Below are 20,285 nucleotides of genomic sequence, written 5' to 3' on the forward strand. Positions count from 1 at the left end.
TACAGATGATTTCAAGCATTAATAGGAGGCCTAATCATGGCTGACAAGAAAGCGCAGTTGATCATCGAGGGCGCAGCCCCCGTCGAACTGCCCGTCCTCTCCGGCACGCTGGGCCCCGATGTAGTGGATGTGCGGGGTCTGACCTCCACGGGCCACTTCACGTTCGATCCTGGCTTCATGTCCACCGCCTCCTGCGAGTCGAAGATCACTTATATCGACGGCGACAAGGGCGTGCTGCTGCACCGCGGCTATCCGATCGAGCAACTGGCCGAGAAATCCGACTACCTGGAAACCTGCTACCTGCTGCTCAAGGGCGAACTGCCCACCGCCGAGCAGAAGGAACAGTTCGTCGGCACCATCAAGAACCACACCATGGTTCACGAGCAGCTGAAGACCTTCTTCAACGGCTTCCGCCGCGATGCCCACCCGATGGCCATCATGTGCGGCGTGATCGGCGCCCTCTCCGCCTTCTACCACGACTCCCTGGACATCAATAATCCCAAGCATCGCGAGATTTCCGCGCATCGCCTGGTCGCCAAGATGCCGACCATCGCCGCCATGGTGTACAAGTATTCCATGGGTCAGCCGATGATGTATCCGCGCAACGACCTGAGCTACGCAGAAAACTTCCTGCACATGATGTTCAACACCCCCTGCGAGACCAAGCCGATCAGCCCTGTGCTGGCCAAGGCCATGGACCGCATCTTCATCCTGCACGCCGACCACGAGCAGAACGCCTCGACCTCGACCGTGCGCCTGGCCGGCTCCTCCGGCGCCAACCCGTTCGCCTGCATCGCCTCCGGCATCGCCGCCCTCTGGGGCCCGGCCCACGGCGGTGCGAACGAAGCGGTACTGCGCATGCTGGACGAGATCGGTGACGTTTCGAACATCGAGAAGTTCGTGGCCAAGGCCAAGGACAAGAACGATCCGTTCAAGCTGATGGGCTTCGGCCACCGCGTGTACAAGAACTTCGACCCGCGCGCCAAGGTCATGAAGCAGACCTGCGACGAGGTGCTCAGCGAGCTGGGCATCAACGATCCGCAGCTGGAACTGGCCATGAAGCTGGAAGAGATCGCCCGCCACGACCCCTACTTCGTGGAGCGCAACCTCTACCCGAACGTGGACTTCTACTCGGGCATCATCCTCAAGGCCATCGGCATCCCGACCAGCATGTTCACCGTGATCTTCGCCCTGGCGCGTACCGTGGGCTGGATCTCGCACTGGCAGGAAATGCTCTCCGGCCCGTACAAGATCGGCCGCCCGCGCCAGCTGTACACCGGCCACACCCAGCGCGATTTCGTCGAGCTCGGCGCTCGCAAGTAAGTTTCGCCGGGATACGGAAAAGGCTGCTTCGGCAGCCTTTTTTGTTGTCTGCTCTCCTGCCTTCCTTTCTGACTCCGCAACTCAAACCCGCCATTCCCACGAACGCGGGACGCGGCTCCATCGCGAACAGCGCTTGCGCTGACCCGAAGGAGATAACCTAGCTGCCTCGGCTTGGGTGTTTCTGCGCCGCTCCGAGTTTGCCCGACCGTCTTGTTTCGCCCCCTCGGGCGAGTCACTTCTTTCAAACGCCAAAGAAGTAACCAAGAAGGCTTGCCCCGCCATACGGGCCCGACAGAGTCGGGCTACCCTCACGAATTCCCCCGCCACGGAGGCCCGCCCCGAGGGTACGTCCCTGTAGCCCATCGGGGCTCTCGCGACATCCATGTCGCATGACCTCCTGAGCGCCGGTTTCGCTCGGCCTTCTGAAGGGGCACTCCGGTGCGCTCGGCTATTTCTCTGGAAGTCCAAGAGCAAACGCGCTTTTGCTTTTCGTAGGAGCGAGCTTGCTCGCGAACCGCCCGTCACTGGGTTATTCCCCTTCGGGCCAGCGCAAGCGCTGTTCGCGATGGAGCCGCGTCCCGCGTTCGCGGGAATGGCGAGGGGGAGTGAGGAGTATCAGGATGACTCTGGGCTTCCCGGCAGTTCAGGACAGCCCCCTCTCCCTTCAGGGAGAGGGTTGGGGAGAGGGCGCTCTTAACCCCAACTCCGCAGCCACCGGCAAACCCCATTCACGAGCGAGCCCTCTCCCCTCCCCCCAAACACAAAAAAAGGCCGCCCAGGCGGCCTTTTCCATAACGCCAAGCCTCAGCGCTTCTCCGCCGCCGCACGCAGTCCCTTCAGGGTATTCATCGGCGCATCCACCACGAAGCTGTTGGCCAGCCAGGACGGAATGCTGCCGCCCGGCTCGGTCTGTACCTGGTAGGTCACTTCGGTGACGCCCGCGCCCTTGGGCACCAGTTTCCACTCGCCGACCAGCTTGGGCACGCGGATCTCGCCCTTCTCTTCCGGGATGTAGGTCGGCTCGGCCTGCAGGTGGCGGATGAGGCCGCCGTCGGCGGTCTTCTCGGTGGTCACGTGGATCACCACGTCGCGGCCGGTCACAGGCCAGGGCATGTCGATCTTCGAGTAGGTCCAGGAATTGTCGCCCTCGCTCTTGAGCAGGCGCATCTCGGCGCAGGCATGGATCCACTTGCAGGAGCCCTTCACGTCTTCCTGCAGGGCGTTGATGCTGGCCACGTCGGCCTTGATGTCGACCACGCCGCGGTAGGCCTTGTACTTGGAGCCCGGGACGCTGCTCAGGTAGACCTTGACGCCGTCCTCGTCCTTGGCCAATTGCCAGTCCTCGGCCATGGCGGCGCCGGAGGCGCCCAGCAGGGCGGCGCTCAACAGGGTCATACGCAGGATGCCACGCATCGTCATCTTCCTCTGGTTATTGTTGGTCTGGCCGGGCCGGCGAAGGGCCGTACCCGTTGCAAATCCGCGATCCTGAGCGGTTCGGCAGTCAGGATGGGCGCCAGTATGGCCCCTGGAAACGTGACTTCCAAGTCACTCAGGCGGCGGTGATCCGTTCCCATTCGGCGAGGATGCGCAGCGCCTCCTCGTTGCTGCTGCCGCAAGCCTCGGCGTCGGCGTCGAAAGCCGCGCACACCGCCGGGCGCTCGGGCCGGCCGAACAAGCGGCAGAGGTTGCGCTCGTCCAGTTGCACGCAGCGCACGCCCGCGGGCTTGCCGCCGGGCATGCCGGGGATAGGCGAGGAAATCGACGGCGCCACGCAGCAGGCGCCACAGCCGGCACGGCATTGCATCGTTGCTGGGCTCATAAAAAGGCACGGAGGAAGATCGCGTACCGCAGGGCCGGTGCGCGCGCGAAGGATAAGCCCAGCGACGCCCGCCGCCAAGGGCCTTGCATCGCCCTCCCCCTTGGCGGCACGAGCGCGGCGATTTAGGCTGGCGCCCTCCTCACCTCCGAGAGCTCCCCATGCCGGTCTGGGCCCAAACCGCCACCCTCCTGGCGTTCTCCAACCTGTTCATGACCTTCGCCTGGTACGGCCACCTGAAGACGCTGAACACCAAGCCCTGGATCATCGCCGCCCTGGTCAGTTGGGGCATCGCGCTGTTCGAGTACCTGCTGCAGGTGCCGGCCAACCGCATCGGCTATACCGCGCTGTCGGTGGGCCAGCTGAAGATCATGCAGGAGGTCATCACCCTGGCGGTGTTCGTGCCCTTCAGCGTGTTCTTCATGCAGCAGCCGCTGAAGCTGGACTACCTGTGGGCGGGCCTGTGCCTGCTGGGCGCGGTCTACTTCATCTTCCGCAGCTGATTCACCCGCGCGGCTTCAGCCGGGTGATCAGGCTGGAAGTGTCCCAGCGCCCGCCGCCGGCGGCCTGCACCTCGGCATAGAACTGGTCGACCAGCGCCGTCACCGGCAATTGCGCGCCGTTGTGCCGCGCCTCGTCGAGCACGATGCCGAAGTCCTTGCGCATCCAGTCCACGGCGAAGCCGAAGTCGAAGCGCCCTTCCAGCATGCTCTTGTGGCGGTTCTCCATCTGCCAGGACTGCGCCGCGCCCTTGCTGATGACCTCGATGGCGGCCTCGCCGTCCAGCCCCGCGCACTGGGCGAAATGCAGGGCCTCGGACAAGCCCTGGAGCAGGCCGCCGATGCAGATCTGGTTGACCATCTTGGTCAGTTGTCCGGCGCCGCTGTGGCCCATCAGCCGGACCATCCGCGCATAGGCGGCGATCAGCGGCTCGGCGCGCCGGTAGAAGACCTCCTCGCCGCCCACCATCACCGTCAGCACGCCATTCTCGGCGCCGGCCTGGCCGCCGGACACCGGCGCGTCGAGGAAGCCCAGCTCGCGCTCGGCGGCCTGCACCGCCAACTCCCGGGCCACCGCCGCCGAAGCCGTGGTGTGGTCGACGAAGACGCTGCCCGGCTGCATCCCGGCGAGGGCGCCGTCCGGCCCCAGCACCACGCTGCGCAGGTCGTCGTCGTTGCCCACGCAGCACATCACGAATTCCGCCTGCGCCACGGCCTCGCGCGGCGTGGGCGCACTGCTGCCGCCGTGCTCGGCGACCCACTGCGCGGCGCGCGCCGGGGTACGGTTGTAGACGCAGACCTCATGCCCCTTGGCCTGCAGATGCCCGGCCATGGGATAGCCCATGACGCCCAGGCCGATGAACGCGACTTTCGCCATGGCTCGGTTCCCCCTGTTGTCGATCGGGCTAGCCTAGCAGCGGTTTGCCGAGCCCCGAAAGGCCTTCCATACTGCATGCCAGGCGCCGCGCACGCGGTCCGGACCGTCCCACTTCAGCGCACGAGCAGGCCCTATGCCCCATTGGCTGGTGATCGACCTGGAAGCCACCACCGAGGAAGGCGGCTGGCCGGTCGAGGAAATGGAGATCATCGAGATCGGCGCGAGCCTCGTGGCCGCCGCCGACGGCCGCGAGCTGGACCACTTCCAACGCTTCGTGCGGCCGCAGCGCCGCCCGCTGCTGACCAGCTTCTGCCGCGAACTCACCCACATCAGCCAGGCCGACGTCGACGGCGCCGCGCCCCTCGCCGAGGTCTGGCCGCAGTTCGAGCGCTGGCTCGCGCAGCACAGCCCGCGCCTGGCCGGCTGGGCCAGCTGGGGCGACTACGACCGCCGCCAGCTGGAACTGGAATGGCGCCAGCAGCACATCGACAGCCACCTCAGCCAGGTGCCGCACCTGAACCTCAAGCAGCGCTTCGCCCAGGCCCGCCAGCTCAAGCGCCCGGTGGGCCTGAACACCGCGCTGCAACTGGCCGGGCTGCACTTCCAGGGCCAGCAGCACCGCGCCCTGGAAGACGCGCGCAACACCGCCCGGCTGCTGCCGCTGGCGCTGTGACGGCCGCGTAGTGACGCTGCCCATCGCCTTGGGCATACTGGCGCTCCTTTTTTCGCCCTCCCTACCCCCTGTTGCAGGAGCAGCCCCATGTTCAAGGTCAACGAGTACTTCGACGGCACCGTCAAATCCATCGCCTTCGGCATGACCGAGGGCCCGGCGACCATCGGCGTGATGGCCCCCGGCGAGTACGAATTCGGCACCGCCCAGCTGGAGATCATGCACGTGGTCGCCGGCGCCCTGACCGTCAAGCTGCCGGGCAGCGACGAGTGGGAAACTTTCGCCGCCGGCAGCCAGTTCACCGTGCCGGGGAACAGCAAGTTCCAGCTGAAGGTTGCGGTGGATACTGCTTACCTCTGCGAATATCGCTGAGGTCGGGTGGTGTGGTGAAGAAACCGGCCTTTGGGGCCGGTTTTTTATTGGGCGGCTTGCGAAAGCAGTGGCGTAATGCCGAAGAGCGCCCTCTCCCTAACCCTCTCCCTGAAGGGAGAGGGGACTGTCCTCTGCCAATCGAAGCATCAGCGCACTCCTGCAGTTTCCGGCTTGAGCCTGGCTACCAGAGCACACCGAACGGCCCCTCTCCCTTCAGGGCGGGGCGCGCAGCCGAGGGCTGGGGAGAGAGAGCGGAGTTACCCCAGGCGCCGGAGTAACCGGTAAGCACCATTCGCGAGCAAGCCCCCTCCTACACGCCTCTCCCACCAAGCCTCTGCAACCGCTGCTGCGTTGCACTGGGCGTCTCCCCGAACAGCTTGCGATAGTCCCCCGCAAAACGCCCCAGGTGAGCAAAACCCCACCCCATCGCGATCTCGGAAATGCTGCGCGCCCCGCCCGCAAGAATGTCCTCGCGCACCCCATGCAGCCGGTAATGCTTCAGATAGGTCATGGGCGCACTGCCAAAGTACTTGCGAAACCCCTCGAACAGCTTGAACCGCGATACCCCGGCCGCCGCTTCCAGGTCATACAGGCACAGGGCCTCGCGCGCATGGGCATGGATGTGTTCGCGGGCGCGCAGCAGATAGTGCGGCACCTTCTCGGCCAAACACCGGCGCAGCGCCTCGCTGTAGTTGTTCGGCTGGGCGAGGATCAGCCCCTTGAGCAGCGCGCGCTCCAGGTCGCGGCTGAAGAAGGCCTGGCCGAACAGCTCGCTCAGCGCCATCTCCTCGTTCAGGTGGCGGACCATGCGCCACCAGGCGGCCGCCGCGCCGTCATGGGCGTCCATCTCCGGCTCGAACACCAGGGGCTGCTCGGCCGGGCGCTGGAGCATTTCCTCCAGGGTCCGGCGCATGGCCAGCAGCGGGATCACCACCTGCAGCTTGCGGCAGTCGCCGGTGATGTTCAGCTCCTGGCTCTGGTTGGGCGAGACGATCACCCCGCGCTGCGGGTTCGACTGCAGGTAGCGCCCGGCCACGCTCAGCTCCTGCTCGCCCACCAGCGGCAGGCTCAGGCTGTAGCTGTTGAAGCGCTCGGTCTCGACGATGCCGATGGTCACCTCGGTGCCGTATTCGATGCAGCCCAGAGTGGTGGACATGCCCTTGAGCACGCTGCCGCTGTGCTGGAAGCGCACCGCCTCGGGGTGGCCGGCGTGCAGGCGGTGGGGCCCGCAGATGGCCGACATCCAGTTGCGGGCGGCGGCAAGGTCGAGGCGATCGGCGTGGATGTCACGGAAGTGACCGGGGTTCTTCGGATTCATCGCTGGGCACTCACGGCTTGTTCGGGGCGGCTCTGGCGGCGCTTGCGCCCAGTGTGCAGCAAGACGCGTACCCGCGGGCCACGGATCGTCGGCAAAGCCTCAGTATGCGGATAGTGTTCGACCATTTTCCGGACCATTCGCACCCCGCCGGCGCCCCACCCGCCCCCTCCGCCGCCGCCCGGCGCAGCGCGGCTGGGCAGCTTCTACCCAGCCCCCGCACCGCGGTGTTACCCCGCCGCCAATTTTGCGGATCGCCTTCCCCCACTGGGCGGATAGACCGCCATGGCGCGCCGGCCGTGAAATGGCGCCACCGATCCGCCCGATGGGACAACAACAATGAACGCACCAAGCAAGAGCCTTGCGCAGTGGCAGGACTACATCCGTGGCTGCCTGGATTTCCGCCCCGCCGAAGGGGTGTACCGCATCGCCCGGGACATGTTCACCGAGCCGGAACTGTTCGACCTAGAGATGGAGCTGATCTTCGAGAAGCAGTGGATCTACGCCTGCCACGAAAGCGAAATCCCCAACCCCAACGACTTCATCACCCTGCGCGCCGGGCGTCAGCCGATGATCGTCACCCGCGACGCCGGCGGCCAGCTGAACGCCCTGGTCAACGCCTGCCAGCACCGCGGCGCCACCCTCACCCGGGTGTGCAAGGGCAACCAGTCCACCTTCACCTGCCCCTTCCACGCCTGGTGCTACAAGAGCGACGGGCGCCTGGTGAAGGTCAAGGCGCCCGGCGAATACCCGGCGGACTTCGACAAGGCCAGCCGCGGCCTGAAGAAGGCGCGCATCGACAGCTACAGGGGCTTCGTCTTCATCAGCCTGGACGCGACCGCCACGGACAGCCTGGAAGACTTCCTCGGCGATGCGAAAGTGTTCTTCGACATGATGGTGGCGCAGTCCCCCACCGGCGAGCTGGAAGTGCTGCCGGGCCGCTCCGCCTACACCTTCGAGGGCAACTGGAAGCTGCAGAACGAGAACGGCCTGGACGGCTATCACGTCAGCACCGTGCACTACAACTACGTGGCCACCGTGCAGCACCGCCAGCAGGTCAACGTGGAGAACGGCACGGCCAGCAGCACCCTGGACTACAGCAAGCTCGGCGCCGGCGACGCGCAGACCGACGACGGCTGGTTCAGCTTCCGCAACGGCCACAGCGTGCTGTTCAGCGACATGCCCAACCCCGCCGTGCGCCCCGGCTACGCCAGCGTGATGCCGCGTCTGGTCGAGGAACACGGCCAGGCCAGGGCCGAGTGGATGATGCACCGCCTGCGCAACCTGAACATCTACCCCAGCCTGTTCTTCATGGACCAGATCAGCTCGCAGCTGCGCATCGTCCGCCCCATCGCCTGGAACCGGACCGAAGTCATCAGCCAGTGCATCGGCGTGAAGGGCGAGTCCGACCAGGACCGCGAGAACCGCATCCGCCAGTTCGAGGACTTCTTCAACGTCTCCGGCATGGGCACGCCGGACGACCTGGTGGAATTCCGCGAGCAGCAGCGCGGCTTCCAGGGCCGCCTGGAGCGCTGGAGCGACATCTCCCGCGGCCACGGCAAATGGGTCGAGGGCCCGACGCCGAACAGCCGGACGCTGGGCATCGCCCCCGTGCTCACCGGCACCGAGATCACCCACGAAGGCCTCTACGTCAACCAGCACCAGCACTGGCAGCGCTTCCTCCTCGACGGCCTGCAACGCAAGGCCCTGGCGCTCAAGGAGGTGCAGGCATGAACGCGCAACTGCAATACCGGGTGGAACAGTTCCTCTACCGCAACGCCGAGGCCTGCGACGCCCAGGACTGGGACGCCTACCTCGACATGTTCAGCGAGGACAGCGAGTTCCACGTCCCGCAGTGGGATTCCGAGCACGTCTACACCACCGACCCCAAGCGCGGCATGTCGCTGATCTACTACCCCAGCCGCGCCGGCCTGGAGGACCGGGTGTTCCGCATCCGCACCGGCAAGGCCGCCTCGACCATCCCCATGCCGCGCACCCTGCATGGCATCGACAACGTGCGCATCCGCGAGCTGGACGGCGGCGAGCTGGAAGTGCGGGCCAACTGGCACACGCTGTTCTACCGCCTGGAGACGCCCGGGCAGTTCTTCGGCCACGCCACCTACCGCCTGCGCCCCCATGGCGAGAGCTGGCTGATCGCCCGCAAGCACGTGCTGCTGCTCAACGACCGCATCGATTCGGTGCTCGACTTCTACCACCTGTGAGGATGGCCCGATGAACCACAAGGTCGCCTTCAGCTTCGCCGACGGCAAGACACTGTTCTTCCCCGTGCAGGGCAACGAAATCCTGCTCGACGCGGCGCTGCGCAACGGCATCAAGATCCCCCTGGACTGTCGCGAGGGCGTCTGCGGCACCTGCATGGGCCGCTGCGAATCCGGCAGCTACGCGATGGACTACGCCGACGAGGAAACCCTCTCCGCCGAGGACCTGGCCCAGCGCAAGATTCTCAGCTGCCAGACCCGCGTGCAGTCCGACGCCGCGTTCTACTTCGACTTCGACTCCAGCCTGTGCAGCGCCGCCGGCCCGGCCAGCCACCGCGGCGTGGTCAGCGGCGTCGAGCAGGTCTCGGCGAGCACCGCCATCCTGTGCCTGCAGGTCGAAGGCCCGGCGCTGGACTACCTGCCCGGCCAGTACGCGCGCCTGCACGTGCCGGGCACGGACGCGGTGCGCTCCTACTCCTTCGCCAACCGGCCCAACGCGCAGAACCAGCTGCAGTTCCTCATCCGCCTGCTGCCCGACGGCGCCATGAGCGACTACATCCGCGAGCGCTGCCAGCCGGGCGACGAAATCCGCTTCGAGGCGCCGCTGGGCGCCTTCTACCTGCGCCACGTCGAACGCCCGCTGCTGCTGGTGGCCGGCGGCACCGGGCTGTCGGCCTTCCTCGGCATGCTCGACGAGCTGGCCGAGGCCGGCGGCTGCGGCCAGCCGGTGCACCTGTACTACGGCGTGCGCCAGGCGGCGGACCTCTGCGAACTGGAGCGCATCGCCGGCTACGCCGAGCGCATCCCGGGCTTCGCCTTCACCCCGGTGATCAGCGATGACGCCGGCTGGGATGGAAAGCGCGGCTACGTCACCGAGCACTTCGACGCCGCGGCCCTGCGCGATGCGCCCTTCGACATGTACCTGTGCGGCCCGCCGCCGATGGTCGAGTCGGTGAAGGAATGGTTGCAGGCGCAGGGCCTGGAGAACGGCCGGCTGTACCTGGAGAAATTCACCCAGAGCAACAATTGATCCCGTAGACGCTACAGGTGGGCTGGGCGTAGGGCGAATAACCGTTCGCGGTTATCCGCCGTTGGCCCGAAACACCGCGGCTCTGTATCGCTTGGTAGGAGCGGGCCCTGCCCGCGATTCGCGCGCAGGGCGCGCTCCTACATGGAATGGTGCGGGTGGGGCGGCGTAGGAGCGGATCTTATCCGCGAATCGCGCCGGGGGTTCCGGCTATCGCGGACAAGGTCCTACATTGTTTTCTGGGTTATCCCCCTGCGGGCCAGCGCAAGCGCTGTTCGCGATGGAGCCGCGTCCCGCGTTCGCGGGAACCCAATAGAAGGTGCAGGAAAAACGCCATCGTAGGATGGCGTTGAGCGAAGCGATACCCATCACCACGGCCCCATGGGTTTCGCAAGCTCAACCCATCCTACGAAGCGGCGGCCTCAGCCTTCCTCGCCCAGCTCCTCGCTGGCGGCGCGCAGGCATTCGCGGAACAGCCGCGCCGCCGGGCCCAGTTCGCGGCCGCTGGGGTGGAAGCAGCCGATGTCGCCGAAGCGCAGCGCGATATCCAGCTCGAAGGCGCGGACGCCGCCGCCATCGGCCAGTTGCCGGGCGGTTTCCAGGGGCAGAAGGCCGACGGTCTGCTGGTCCTGCATCAGGGCGACGTTGGTGAGCACCGACAGCGACTCGATGACGTTGCCCGGCAGTGCCAGACCGGCCTGGGCGAACAGGTGGTCCACCGTCTGCCGCAGCAGCGAGCCGGGCGGCGGCAGCACCCAGGGGTAGGCGTGCAGCTCGGCCAGGCTCACCGCGCCACCGGCATGCAGCGGGTGGCCATGGCCGCCGACGATGCACAGGCGCTCGTCGTAGAGCACGTCCACGCCCAGCGCCCGCGCCTCGCCGCGGGCCTGCCAGTCGTCCGGCACGCGACCCACCACCAGGTCCACCTCGCCGCCGATAAGGGCCGGGAACAGCTGGTCGAACTGGCCGATGCGCACCGATACCAGCACCCGCGGCGCGCGGCTCTTGAGCAGGCGCAGGGCGCGCGGCAACAGCGAGGTGGAGGCGGAGATCAGGGTACCCACCACCACGTGCCCGGAAGTGCCGTCGCGGAAGGCCTCCACCTCGTCGCTCAGGGCCCGCAGCTCGGCGAGCATCGAGCGCGCCCGGCGCAGCACCAGCTCGCCCAGTTCGGTGACCTTCACCCCGCGGTTGCTGCGTTCGAGCAGCGGCGCATCGAAGTACGACTCCAACTCGTGGATGACCTTGGTCACCGCCGGCTGGGTCAGGTTCAGCACCTGCGCCGCGCGCAGCAGCGAACCGCTCTGCACCACCTGGTCGAGCACCACCAACTGGTAGAACTTCAGCTTGCGCGCGACCGATACCACACTCGACTTCATCGACTACCCCGACATCCAACTCAGAAACGGAAAGTACCACGCATCGACAGGCAGGCCGTGCCGTCGCCAGCCCGGGTGAGCGCCGGCAGGCCCGGCCAGGGAGTGAACGGAGTGGTTTTCTTCGGGATGCGGGCGAGCATCGGCATGGGCGGTCCTCATGTCGTAAATGGCAACGGAGGTGGCCCGGCCGTAATGGCCGGGCCTGCAAAGGGATTCATCGGCTGCTGGCGGCTTCCAGCAGCTGCGGCACCAGCGGCCTGCCCTGCGCGTCCAGGCGCAGGTTGTTGCGCTGGGCATAGGCGCGCCAGTCGCGCAGCAGTTCGGCCAGTGCCTGGGGCCGCTGCGCGGCCAGGTCGTGGCGCTCGCCCGGGTCGCTGGCGAGGTCGTAGAGGCGCCAGCGCGCCTGGGCGTCCTTGACGTCGTAGAGCAGCTTCAGCGAGCCCTTGCGCAGGGCGGCATTGCCATTGAGCTCCCAGCCCAGCGGCTCGTCGGCGGCATGCACGCGCGCGTCGCGGCCGAACAGCAGCGGCAGCATCGACAGGCCCTGCGGCGGGATGACCTCGCGGCCCCGGTAGCGCGGCCCGGGCTGCTCGGCGCCGGCCAGCTCCAGCAGGGTCGGCAGCAGGTCGTGCACCCGCGCCAGCTGCGTGTTGCGCCCGGCGGCGATGCGCTGGGGCATGTAGGCGAACAGCGGCACCCGGTAGCCGCCCTGGTAGGTGGTCATCTTGTAGCGCCGCCCGGGCAACGCGCTGACCTGCGCCCAGGCGCTGCCCTGCAACAGGAAGGAGTCGCGCCGGCCATAGTTTTCCAGGCGGTTGTCGAAGTGCTCCGCCACCCACCTGGCGTCCATGCTGTCGCGCCCTTCCGGGCCGTTGTCGGACATGAACAGCACCAGGGTGTTGTCCAGTTGCCCGCTGCGGCGCAGGTGGTCGAGCAGGCGGCCGACCTCGGCGTCGAAGGCCTCGACCATGGCCGCGTAGACCTCCATGGTGCGCGCCGACTGGCGCCGCTGCTCTTCGCTCAGCGTGGACCAGGCCGGCACGCCCTCCAGTTGCGCCTGCGAGGGATAGCCCTCGGGGATCAGCCCCAGTTCGCGCTCTCGCGCCAGGCGCTGGTCGGCGATGGCCTGGTAGCCGGCGTCGTAGCGCCCGCGGTACTTCGCCAGGTAGGCATCCGGCGCCTGCAACGGCCAGTGCGGCGCGGTGTAGGCGGCGAAGGCGAAGAACGGCCGGCCGTCGCCGGCGCGGCGCTCGATCATCTCGATCAGGCGGTCGGTGTACCAGGTGCTGGAGTAGAAGTCGTCCGGCAGTTCGATGCCCTGGCCGTCGTACAGGTAGGTGGTGCTGTAGTTGGGCAGCAGCGCCATGTTGGCCTGCTTGAAGTTGGCCGCGCCGCCTTCGAGCAGCACGTAGGATTCCTCGAAGCCACGCTTCTGTGGCTGCAGCTCCGGCTGCTTGCCCAGGTGCCACTTGCCGGCGATGTAGGTGTGGTAGCCGGCATCGCTTAGCAGCTCAGCGAGGGTCGGCACCCTGGCCGCCAGCACGCCCTCGTAGCCGGGGCGCAGGCGTTCGCGCTGCGCAGGTGGCAGGCGGCCGCGCCATTCGGCTATCATGCCGACGCCGACCAGGTGCGGGTCGTTGCCCGAGAGCAGCGCCGAGCGCGTGGTGGAGCAACTGGGCGTGGCGTGGAAGTCGAGGAAGGTCATACCCTGGCGGGCCAGGCGGTCGAGGTTGGGGGTGGCGATTTCGCCACCCAATGCGCCTATGTCGGAGAAGCCCAGGTCGTCGGCGACGATCAGCAGCACGTTGGGCCGCTGGCCACCGTCGGCGGCCTGGGCGAAGGGTAATGCGCTGGCCAGCAGCGCAGCGGCCAGCCACTTGAGCAAGGTATGCATGGGGATGGAACCCTCCTTCCTGTCGTTGTCGGCCAGCCGCGGGCGCCTCAGGCGAGTTCACCCCGCGCGGCGCCCGGTGCGCGGCGCAGGGCCATGACGAACAGCGCCAGGCTGGCCAGCAGCGCCGGCGCGGCGAGCCAGACGAAGAACACCTGCAGGCCGCCGGCGGCCTCGAACAGCCAGGCGCCGAGCAGCGAGCCGATGATCGAGCCGGCGCGCCCGGCGCTCAGCGCCCAGCTCACGCCGGTGGCGCGGGCGTGGGTCGGGTACAGGGTGGCGGCGAGGATGCTCAGGTTGTTCAGCGCGCCGGTGAGGGTGAAGCCCACGGCGAAGACCATCAGCAGCAGCGCCAGGCCGTTGCCCAGCTGGGTGCCGGTCAGCGCCAGGGCCACGGCGGCGCACAGGCACAGCGGCGGCAGCAGGCGCTGGGCGCCGAAACGGTCCATCAGCAGGGCCATGACGATGCCGCCGATCACCCCGCCGAAGGGGATCATCGCGGCGATGTGCGAGGTCTCCTGGGTGCCGTAGCCGCTGCCGCGCAGGATGGTCGGCAGCCAGCTGGTCAGCAGGTAGAAGACGAACAGGCAGCAGAAGAAGGTCAGCCACAGCATCAGGGTGCGCAGCGCCCGGCCCTCGGCGAACAGCGTCGAGGCCGGCGAGCGCTGTTGCGCGGCGGCGACGTCGCCGACCAGGGTCACTTCGTCCAGGTCCTGGCGAGCGCTGATGCGCCCGAGGATCGCCCGCAGCCGCTGGGCGTGGGCCGGGCTGCCGGCCATGAAGCAGGTGGACTCCGGCAGCGCCAGGACCAGCGCCGGCAACAGTACCAGCGGCGTCAGGCCGCCGCACAGCAGCAGGCCCTTCCAGCCCACCAGCGGCAGCAGCAGGCCGGCCACCCAGCCGCCCAGGGCCAGGCCCAGGGTGAAGCCGGAATAGCTCAGGGTCACCAGCAGCATGCGCCGCCGCGCCGGCGAGTATTCCGAGCTGAGGGTGATGGCGTTGGGCAGCACCCCGCCCAGGCCCAGGCCGGTGAAGAAGCGCAGCGCGGTGAGCACCTCGATGTTCGGCGCCAGGGCGCAGGCCAGGGTGCCCAGGGCGACTATGCCCAGGCTGAGCAGCAGGACGAACTTGCGCCCCTTGCGGTCGGCCACCGGGCCGAAGCCGACGCTGCCCACCAGCATGCCGAACAACCCGGCGGCGAAGGCCGGGGCCAGCTGGCCGCGGGTGATGCCCCAGTCGCGGATCAGCTCGGGGGCGATATAGCCGATGGCGGCGGTGTCGAAGCCGTCGAGCACCACCACCAGGAAGCACAGCAGCAACACGCGGATCTGCAGCGCGGACAGCGGACTGTTGTCGATCAGGTCGCTGACGCGCAGGGTTTGTCTGTTCATGGCGTTCTTCTCGTTGCTAGGGGGTGGGCCGGCTCAGAAGAGCTTCCAGGTGTAACTGAGGATCAGGCGGTTCTCGTCGACGTCGGTGAGGTAGTTGGAGCGGGCCACGGCGTTGCGCAGGCGGACGTTCAGCCCGGCCAGCGGGCCGCCCTGCAGCGTGTAGGCCAGCTCCAGGTCGCGCTCGCGGTCGCGGCCCTCGAAGCCCCTGCCGGTGTCGACGTTGCTGCCGCGCAGGTAGCGCAGCGTGGTGCTCAGGCCGGGGATGCCGAGGGCGGCGAAGTCGTAGTCGTGGCGCACCTGCCAGGAACGCTCGTCGGCCGAGGCGAACATGAAAGTGGGCACCTCGTTGCCCAGCGGCGCGACGTTGGGGAACACCCGCGGGAAGCCGTCGTCGCCGAACATGCCCTGGTAGCCGACGTAGAAGCTGTGCCCGCCGCGCCTGGCCGAGAGCAGCGCGTAGAAGGCGCGGTTGTCCAGCTTGCCGAGCAGGCGCTTGCCGTCCTCGTTGGCGTCGTAGTAGCCGAGGTTGCCGCCCAGCACCCAGTCGCCGACGCTCTGGCTGTGCTTGAGGCCGACAAAGCCCTGGCGGTAGATGTCTTCCAGTTGGCCGTACCACAGGCTGGCGCGGGTGCGCTTGGCGTTGAAGTCGTAGTCGCCGCCGGCGAAGTTGAAGGCGTCGCTTTCCACCTGGCGGTAGGGCGTCGCGCCGACCATCGCCTGCAGGTCGCTGGTGCCGGCCTCGTTGCGCATGCTGTAGGACTCCAGCCGGCCCGCCTGCAGGGCCAGGCCGGGAATCTCGCTGGAGGCCAGCATGGCGCCCTGGTAGGTCGGCGGCAGCAGGCGGTTGTCGCTGGCCGGCAGCACCGGCAGGTTGGGCTGCAGTTCGCCGAGCTTGAGTTCGCTGTGCGAGACCTTCGCCTTCAGCGCCACGCCCAGCCGGCTGTAGTCGTCCGGCGCGCGGCCGTCGCCGTCCACCGGCAGCAGGCCGGTGTTGGCGCGGTCGGGGCTGCTGTCCAGCTTCAGGCCGAGCAGGCCGATGGCGTCCACGCCGAAGCCCACGGGCCCCGGCGTGTAGCCGGAACGGAAGTCGAGGATGAAGCCCTGGGCCCACTCCTCCACCTTCGATTGCCGGCTGGCGCCGACGATGTCCGAATAGTCGCGGCTGAAGTAGTAGTTGCGCGCCTGCAGGGTGGCGCTGGCGCCCTCGACCAGGCCCTCGCCGGCCTCGACCTGGGGCAGCGCCGCCAGGGTGCCGGAGGCGAGCACCGCCAGGGATAGTTTGGGGTGATTGCTCATGCTGCTTGCACTCTTCTCGTTGTTGTAGGCAAAGCGTCCCCTGCCACCGGCAGCCCGGCGGCAGGGAATGAGTCGGTAGCGGAGTCGTCAGTTCACCGGTTCGCGCTGGCGCAACGCGGCGTCGTAGGGCTCGCGCACTACGCCCTTGGGCGTCAGCTCGAAGGCCATCAGGTCCTGGCCGATGACGAAGGAACCGTCGTAGCCCTGGGCCACGCGCGAACGGATGTCCTCTTCGGAAGCGCGGCCGATGTCGCCGCGGCTGTACAGCGAGATGTGCGAGAACACCGCATCGCGCGGGCGCGTTTCGCTGAGCACCTTCGCCACCGTCTCCGGGTTGGCCAGGTAGTCGTAGAAGTGCTTCACGTAGTCGGGGTAGGCCTTTTCCAGCTGATGGCTGGCGATCGACAGGGAGTGCACCAGCAGGTCCACGCCCTTGGCCTGGCGGACCAGGTTGGGGGCATAGGTGGTGTCGCCGGAGAGCACCACCGACCGCCCCGCATAGTCGATGCGATAACCGTAGGCCGGCTTCACGTAGCCGTGGTCCACCAGGAACGCGGTGACCTTCACCCCCTCTTTGTCGAAGACCACGCCGCCGTCCGCCGCTATGGCCTGGTCGGCGATGCGCGCGGCCTGCGCGTTGGTCTCCTTGCCGCGGATGCGGTTGTTCTCGCTGAACATCTGCTCGATGCCCCGCGCCACGCTGTCGATGCCCTTGGGCCCATAGACCGGCAGGGCCAGGGTGCGCCGGCCGTCGTCGGTGGGCAGCGGCGCGGTGGCGTACAGGTCCGGCAGGCCGGTGAGGTGATCGGAGTGCAGGTGGGTGATGAACACCGCCTCGATATCGCGCAGCGGCACCTGCAACTGGTGCAGGCGGATGGCCGCGCCGCGCCCGGCGTCGAACAGCAGTTTGTGCGGGCCGGCCTCGACCAGGGTGCTCATGCCGAAGCGGTTGACGTTGAGGATGGGGGTCCCGGTGCCCAGCAGGGTCACCTTGATGCTGTCTTCCGCCGCCGCGGAGGCGGGGGCGCCATGCAGCGCCAGCAAGGCGGCGCCGACGGCGCCCAGGATGCGCAGAGCTTTCATCGTGTTCTACCTTCTATTGTTGTTATGGGTCACTTGGCCGGTACCGGCCCGGCACGCCCAGCCATTACCGGCCGCCGCGCCCTGCCGGTCTATCCGCATAGTCGGCGGCTTCGATCCGCTGAGTGCCGCTGCGCTCGCCGCGCCGCCCGGCTCGCGGCCGCCGGGTCGGAAGCCGCCGCCGTATCCCCTTTCAAAGACCGAAGAAAGCCTGGGCGTTGCCGGCGCAGATGCGCGCCTTGTCCTGCTCGCTGAGCTGCGGGTGCTCCAGCACGCCGGCGCCGATGCTCTGTTCGCCCAGCGGGAAGGGCGAGTCGGAGCCGAGCATCACGCGGTCGGCGCCCATCACGTCCACCAGCAGGCGCAGCGCGCCGGGGTCGAATACCGCCGAGTCGACGAAGAAGCGCTTGACGTAGCTGGACGGCAGCTGCGGGCAGTCCTCGCGGACGATGTCGCGGTGGCGCCAGGCGTTGTCCACGCGGCCGAGCAGGAAGGCGAAGCCGCCGCCGCCGTGGGCGAAGCAGATGCGCAGCGACTCGGGCAGGCGCTCGAAGGCGCCGGAGAGGATCAGCGAGAGGATGCCCAGCTGGGTTTCCGCCGGCATGGCCACCAGCCAGGGCAGCATCCACTTCTTCATGCGCTCGCGGCCCATCATGTCCCAGGGGTGCACCAGCAGCGGGATGCCTTCGTTGGCGCAGTGGCGCAGGAAGATCTCCAGGCCGGAGTCGTCCAGGTCGCGCTCGCCGACGTGGTTGCCGATCTGCACGCCGACGTGGCCGCAGGCCATGGCCCGGCTGGCTTCGCGGCAGGCGGCGTCGATGTCCTGCAGCGGCACCTGGGCCAGCACCTTGAGGCGCTGCGGGGCGATGGCGGTCATCTCCAGGGCGCGGTCGTTCATCAGCTGCGCCCAGGGCAAGGCGCGCTCGATGGGCTGGTCGTAGCCGAACATCACCGGGGTGGCGCACATCACCTGGGCGTCCAGGCCCTGCTCGTCCAGGTGCTCGATGCGCCGCTGGGCGTCCCAGAGCACGTCGTGCACCGGGCGGAACGGCTTGTCGCCGAGCATGATCTGCCCGTGGCGGCCCTCGGTGTGCAGCCAGGGCGCGCGCTGCGGGTGCAGGCGCGCGGCCTCGGCCTGGGTGATGCGCGGGAAGAAGTGCGAGTGGATGTCGATCTTCATGGGCGATGGAACTCGTTGAGTGTCTGGTGCCAGGCCTGCCAGTCGCGGCCGGGGTGGATCTCGCCGCATTCGTGGCAGCGGCGTTCCTCGTCGGAGGTGGCGTAGAACTGCTCGTACACCGGCGGCAGGTCGGCGACGATGCTTTGCAGCTGCATTTCGTAGCGCTTGATCAGGCAGCCGCAGCGCGCGCAGGACCACTGCAGGGCATCGTGCTGACCCGCCGGGCGGCGGTGCTCGATGACCAGGCACAGGCTGCCGGGCTCGGGGCGCTGCGGCGAATGGATGACGTGCGGGGCCATCAGGTAGATGTCGCCTTCCTTGAGGTCCACCCGCTCGTAGCGGCCGCGGTCCCAGATGTTCAGGTAGGCGTTGCCCTTGAACTGGTAGAAGAACTCTTCCACCGGGTCGTCGTGGAAGTCGGTGCGCTGGTTGGGGCCGCCGACCACGGTGACCATGTAGTCGCTGTCCTGCCAGATCTGCTGGTTGTTCACCGGCGGCTTGAGCAGGTGGGCGTGCTCGTCGAGCCAGCGGTTGAAATTGAAGGGTGCGCTGAAGTGGTGCTTGTCCATTGTTGTTGTCTCCCAGCGGTTCAACGGGTGCGGGGGGCGTAGGCCACCGCCTTGATCTCGATGCGCAGGTGCGGGTGCGGCAGTTGGTGCACGGCCACGGTGGTGCGGGTCGGGCCGTTCTCGTCGAAGAACTCGGCGTAGACCTGGTTGTAGCCGCCGAAGTCGTTCATATCGACGAGGAAGCTGCTGATCTCCACGACGTCCGCCAGGCTGGCGCCCTCGCTGGCGAGGATGTCGCGGATGTTCTCGATCACCGCGCGGGTCTGGGCGCGGATGTCGAGGTTGGTGGTGCCCATGGCATCCACCTCGACGCCGACGAAGCTGTTGTCCGGGCGCCGCGAGCTGGTGCCGGAGACGAAAAGGAAGTCGCCGGCGCGCTTGATGTGCGGGAAGCGCCCGCGCGGGGTGGCCTTGCCGGCGACCACGGTGGATTTGGTTTCGCTCATGCTGCTGCTCCTTGAGGGTTGCGGACGCTGAAACTGCTCTGCCCCAGGCCCTGGACTTCGACGCTGACGTGCATGCCGGGGCGCAGCGCCTCGGCGGCGGTGGCGGCGCCGGCCATCACCAGGCTGCCGGCGGGCAGTTCGATCTGCGCCTGGTGCAGCAGGCGCGAGGCCTGCACCAGGCTGCGCAGCGGGTTGCCGAGAATGGCCGCGGTGGAGCCGGCCTGGACCACGCGGCCGTCCAGGCGCAGCACCACGCCGGCATTGGCCAGGGCGCCGAAGTCCCGCGACCAGGGGCCGACGGTGAGGCCGGCGGAGGAGCAGTTGTCCGCCACCACGTCCTCGAGGCTGAACTTGAAGGCCTGGTAGCGCGAGTCGATGATCTCCAGCGCCGGGGCCACGGCCTCGATGTAGTCGGCGGCTTCCAGCAGCGTCAGCGGGCGGTCGATGGCGCGGCGGGTGAGGAAGCAGACTTCCGGCTCGACGCGCGGGTGGATGTAGCGGGCCAGGTCGACCAGGCCGCCATCCTCTTCCAGCATGGCGTCGGTGAGCCAGCCCCAGATCAGGCTGTCGACGCCCATCTGGACCATCTTGGCGCGGCTGGTGAAGCCCAGCTTGACGCCGATGCTGCGTTCGCCGTCGTCGTAGCGGCGCTGCATGGAAGCGCGCTGGATGCGGTAGGCGTCATCCAGGCTGAAGGGCGTGCTGGCGCTGAACTGCGCCAGCGGTTCGGCATGCCGCGCGGCCTGGTCGAGGGCCTGGGCGATGCGGGGGATGTCGGTGCTCATGTGCACTACTCCTGCGATTTAGGCTTTTCGTAGGATGGGTTGAGCCTGCGAAACCCATCGGGCATGGCGATGGGTATCGCTTCGCTCAACCCATCCTACGGAGGTGTTTCTCCTGCGCCTCCGCCACGTCGTTCCCCTGTAGGAGCGCG

Annotated in this window: 21 protein-coding genes; 7 read left to right on the forward strand and 14 right to left on the reverse strand. The window is 67.9% G+C overall.

All coding sequences use genetic code 11. From position 1 onward, the window contains the following. Positions 1–36: 36 nt before the first annotated feature. Positions 37–1,323, forward strand: a complete 1,287-nt coding sequence (gltA, locus tag QSJ95_RS13260) for a citrate synthase (protein ID WP_009619373.1) — start codon at positions 37–39, stop codon at positions 1,321–1,323. 804 nt (positions 1,324–2,127) lie between these two features. On the opposite strand, the gene QSJ95_RS13265 is transcribed toward gltA, so the two are convergent. Both QSJ95_RS13265 and QSJ95_RS13270 read right to left on the reverse strand, forming a co-directional pair. After that, a complete protein-coding gene (locus tag QSJ95_RS13265) occupies positions 2,128–2,736 on the reverse strand; it encodes an START domain-containing protein (protein ID WP_009619372.1) in 609 nt (202 codons plus the stop codon). Between the two features lie 136 nt (positions 2,737–2,872). Beyond that, entirely contained in the window at positions 2,873–3,127 is a 255-nt protein-coding gene (locus QSJ95_RS13270) for a YkgJ family cysteine cluster protein (RefSeq protein WP_009619371.1), read from the reverse strand. A 173-nt stretch (positions 3,128–3,300) separates the two neighbouring features. Here QSJ95_RS13270 and QSJ95_RS13275 point away from each other — a divergent pair, with 173 nt between their 5' ends. Beyond that, positions 3,301–3,642 (forward strand): DMT family protein, encoded by a 342-nt coding sequence (locus tag QSJ95_RS13275; RefSeq protein WP_009619370.1) that lies wholly within the window; start codon positions 3,301–3,303, stop codon positions 3,640–3,642. 1 nt (position 3,643) lies between these two features. Here QSJ95_RS13275 and QSJ95_RS13280 read toward each other — a convergent pair whose 3' ends face one another. Beyond that, positions 3,644–4,516 carry an NAD(P)-dependent oxidoreductase gene (locus QSJ95_RS13280; protein ID WP_285642929.1) on the reverse strand — a complete coding sequence of 291 codons (873 nt, stop codon included), beginning with the start codon at positions 4,514–4,516 and terminating at the stop codon, positions 3,644–3,646. Between the two features lie 133 nt (positions 4,517–4,649). On the opposite strand from QSJ95_RS13280, the gene QSJ95_RS13285 reads away from it, so the two are divergent. Then, positions 4,650–5,189 carry a 3'-5' exonuclease gene (locus QSJ95_RS13285; RefSeq protein WP_064583576.1) on the forward strand — a complete coding sequence of 180 codons (540 nt, stop codon included), beginning with the start codon at positions 4,650–4,652 and terminating at the stop codon, positions 5,187–5,189. A gap of 87 nt (positions 5,190–5,276) precedes the next feature. Further along, complete coding sequence (gene ppnP, locus QSJ95_RS13290) at positions 5,277–5,558, forward strand: pyrimidine/purine nucleoside phosphorylase (protein WP_009619363.1); 282 nt, start codon at positions 5,277–5,279, stop codon at positions 5,556–5,558. Between the two features lie 310 nt (positions 5,559–5,868). On the opposite strand, the gene QSJ95_RS13295 is transcribed toward ppnP, so the two are convergent. Then, positions 5,869–6,876, reverse strand: coding sequence for an AraC family transcriptional regulator (locus QSJ95_RS13295; RefSeq protein WP_285642930.1), 1,008 nt, complete (start codon positions 6,874–6,876; stop codon positions 5,869–5,871). A 336-nt stretch (positions 6,877–7,212) separates the two neighbouring features. Between QSJ95_RS13295 and antA the strand changes: the two genes are divergently transcribed. From antA to antC, 3 genes are read left to right on the forward strand one after another with little or no spacing between them, the layout of a single operon-like run. After that, a complete protein-coding gene (gene antA / locus QSJ95_RS13300; protein WP_285642932.1) occupies positions 7,213–8,607 on the forward strand; it encodes an anthranilate 1,2-dioxygenase large subunit in 1,395 nt (464 codons plus the stop codon). Next, positions 8,604–9,095, forward strand: coding sequence for an anthranilate 1,2-dioxygenase small subunit (gene antB / locus QSJ95_RS13305; RefSeq protein WP_009619357.1), 492 nt, complete (start codon positions 8,604–8,606; stop codon positions 9,093–9,095). The genes antA and antB overlap by 4 nt, the downstream gene beginning before the upstream one ends. Before the next feature lie 10 nt (positions 9,096–9,105). Continuing rightward, positions 9,106–10,122, forward strand: a complete 1,017-nt coding sequence (antC, locus tag QSJ95_RS13310) for an anthranilate 1,2-dioxygenase electron transfer component AntC (RefSeq protein WP_285642933.1) — start codon at positions 9,106–9,108, stop codon at positions 10,120–10,122. 419 nt (positions 10,123–10,541) lie between these two features. Here the strand turns inward: antC and QSJ95_RS13315 are convergent, their stop codons facing one another. From QSJ95_RS13315 to QSJ95_RS13360, 10 genes are all read right to left on the reverse strand, one after another. Next, entirely contained in the window at positions 10,542–11,498 is a 957-nt protein-coding gene (locus QSJ95_RS13315; RefSeq protein ID WP_043266750.1) for a LysR substrate-binding domain-containing protein, read from the reverse strand. Between the two features lie 20 nt (positions 11,499–11,518). Next, positions 11,519–11,644, reverse strand: coding sequence for a hypothetical protein (locus QSJ95_RS13320; protein WP_009619351.1), 126 nt, complete (start codon positions 11,642–11,644; stop codon positions 11,519–11,521). A 68-nt stretch (positions 11,645–11,712) separates the two neighbouring features. After that, positions 11,713–13,392, reverse strand: coding sequence for an arylsulfatase (locus QSJ95_RS13325; RefSeq protein WP_285642937.1), 1,680 nt, complete (start codon positions 13,390–13,392; stop codon positions 11,713–11,715). A 47-nt stretch (positions 13,393–13,439) separates the two neighbouring features. After that, entirely contained in the window at positions 13,440–14,780 is a 1,341-nt protein-coding gene (locus QSJ95_RS13330) for an MFS transporter (RefSeq protein WP_064583582.1), read from the reverse strand. Positions 14,781–14,813: 33 nt separating this feature from the next. Next, positions 14,814–16,076: an OprD family porin gene (locus tag QSJ95_RS13335; protein WP_285642939.1), complete on the reverse strand. Its 1,263-nt coding sequence runs from the start codon at positions 16,074–16,076 to the stop codon at positions 14,814–14,816. Positions 16,077–16,163: 87 nt separating this feature from the next. Beyond that, positions 16,164–17,159 carry an MBL fold metallo-hydrolase gene (locus QSJ95_RS13340; RefSeq protein WP_285642941.1) on the reverse strand — a complete coding sequence of 332 codons (996 nt, stop codon included), beginning with the start codon at positions 17,157–17,159 and terminating at the stop codon, positions 16,164–16,166. A gap of 190 nt (positions 17,160–17,349) precedes the next feature. Continuing rightward, a complete protein-coding gene (locus tag QSJ95_RS13345; RefSeq protein WP_058072528.1) occupies positions 17,350–18,336 on the reverse strand; it encodes an amidohydrolase family protein in 987 nt (328 codons plus the stop codon). Next, complete coding sequence (locus QSJ95_RS13350; RefSeq protein ID WP_009619338.1) at positions 18,333–18,905, reverse strand: 3-hydroxyanthranilate 3,4-dioxygenase; 573 nt, start codon at positions 18,903–18,905, stop codon at positions 18,333–18,335. Before QSJ95_RS13350 ends, QSJ95_RS13345 begins: the two co-directional genes overlap by 4 nt. A gap of 20 nt (positions 18,906–18,925) precedes the next feature. Continuing rightward, positions 18,926–19,351 carry a RidA family protein gene (locus tag QSJ95_RS13355; RefSeq protein WP_043266762.1) on the reverse strand — a complete coding sequence of 142 codons (426 nt, stop codon included), beginning with the start codon at positions 19,349–19,351 and terminating at the stop codon, positions 18,926–18,928. Further along, positions 19,348–20,136 (reverse strand): 2-keto-4-pentenoate hydratase, encoded by a 789-nt coding sequence (locus QSJ95_RS13360; protein WP_009619334.1) that lies wholly within the window; start codon positions 20,134–20,136, stop codon positions 19,348–19,350. The genes QSJ95_RS13355 and QSJ95_RS13360 overlap by 4 nt, the downstream gene beginning before the upstream one ends. Positions 20,137–20,285 lie beyond the last annotated feature (149 nt).

This window comes from Pseudomonas sp. NBRC 100443 (assembly GCF_030268185.1).
Classification (GTDB): domain Bacteria; phylum Pseudomonadota; class Gammaproteobacteria; order Pseudomonadales; family Pseudomonadaceae; genus Pseudomonas; species Pseudomonas citronellolis.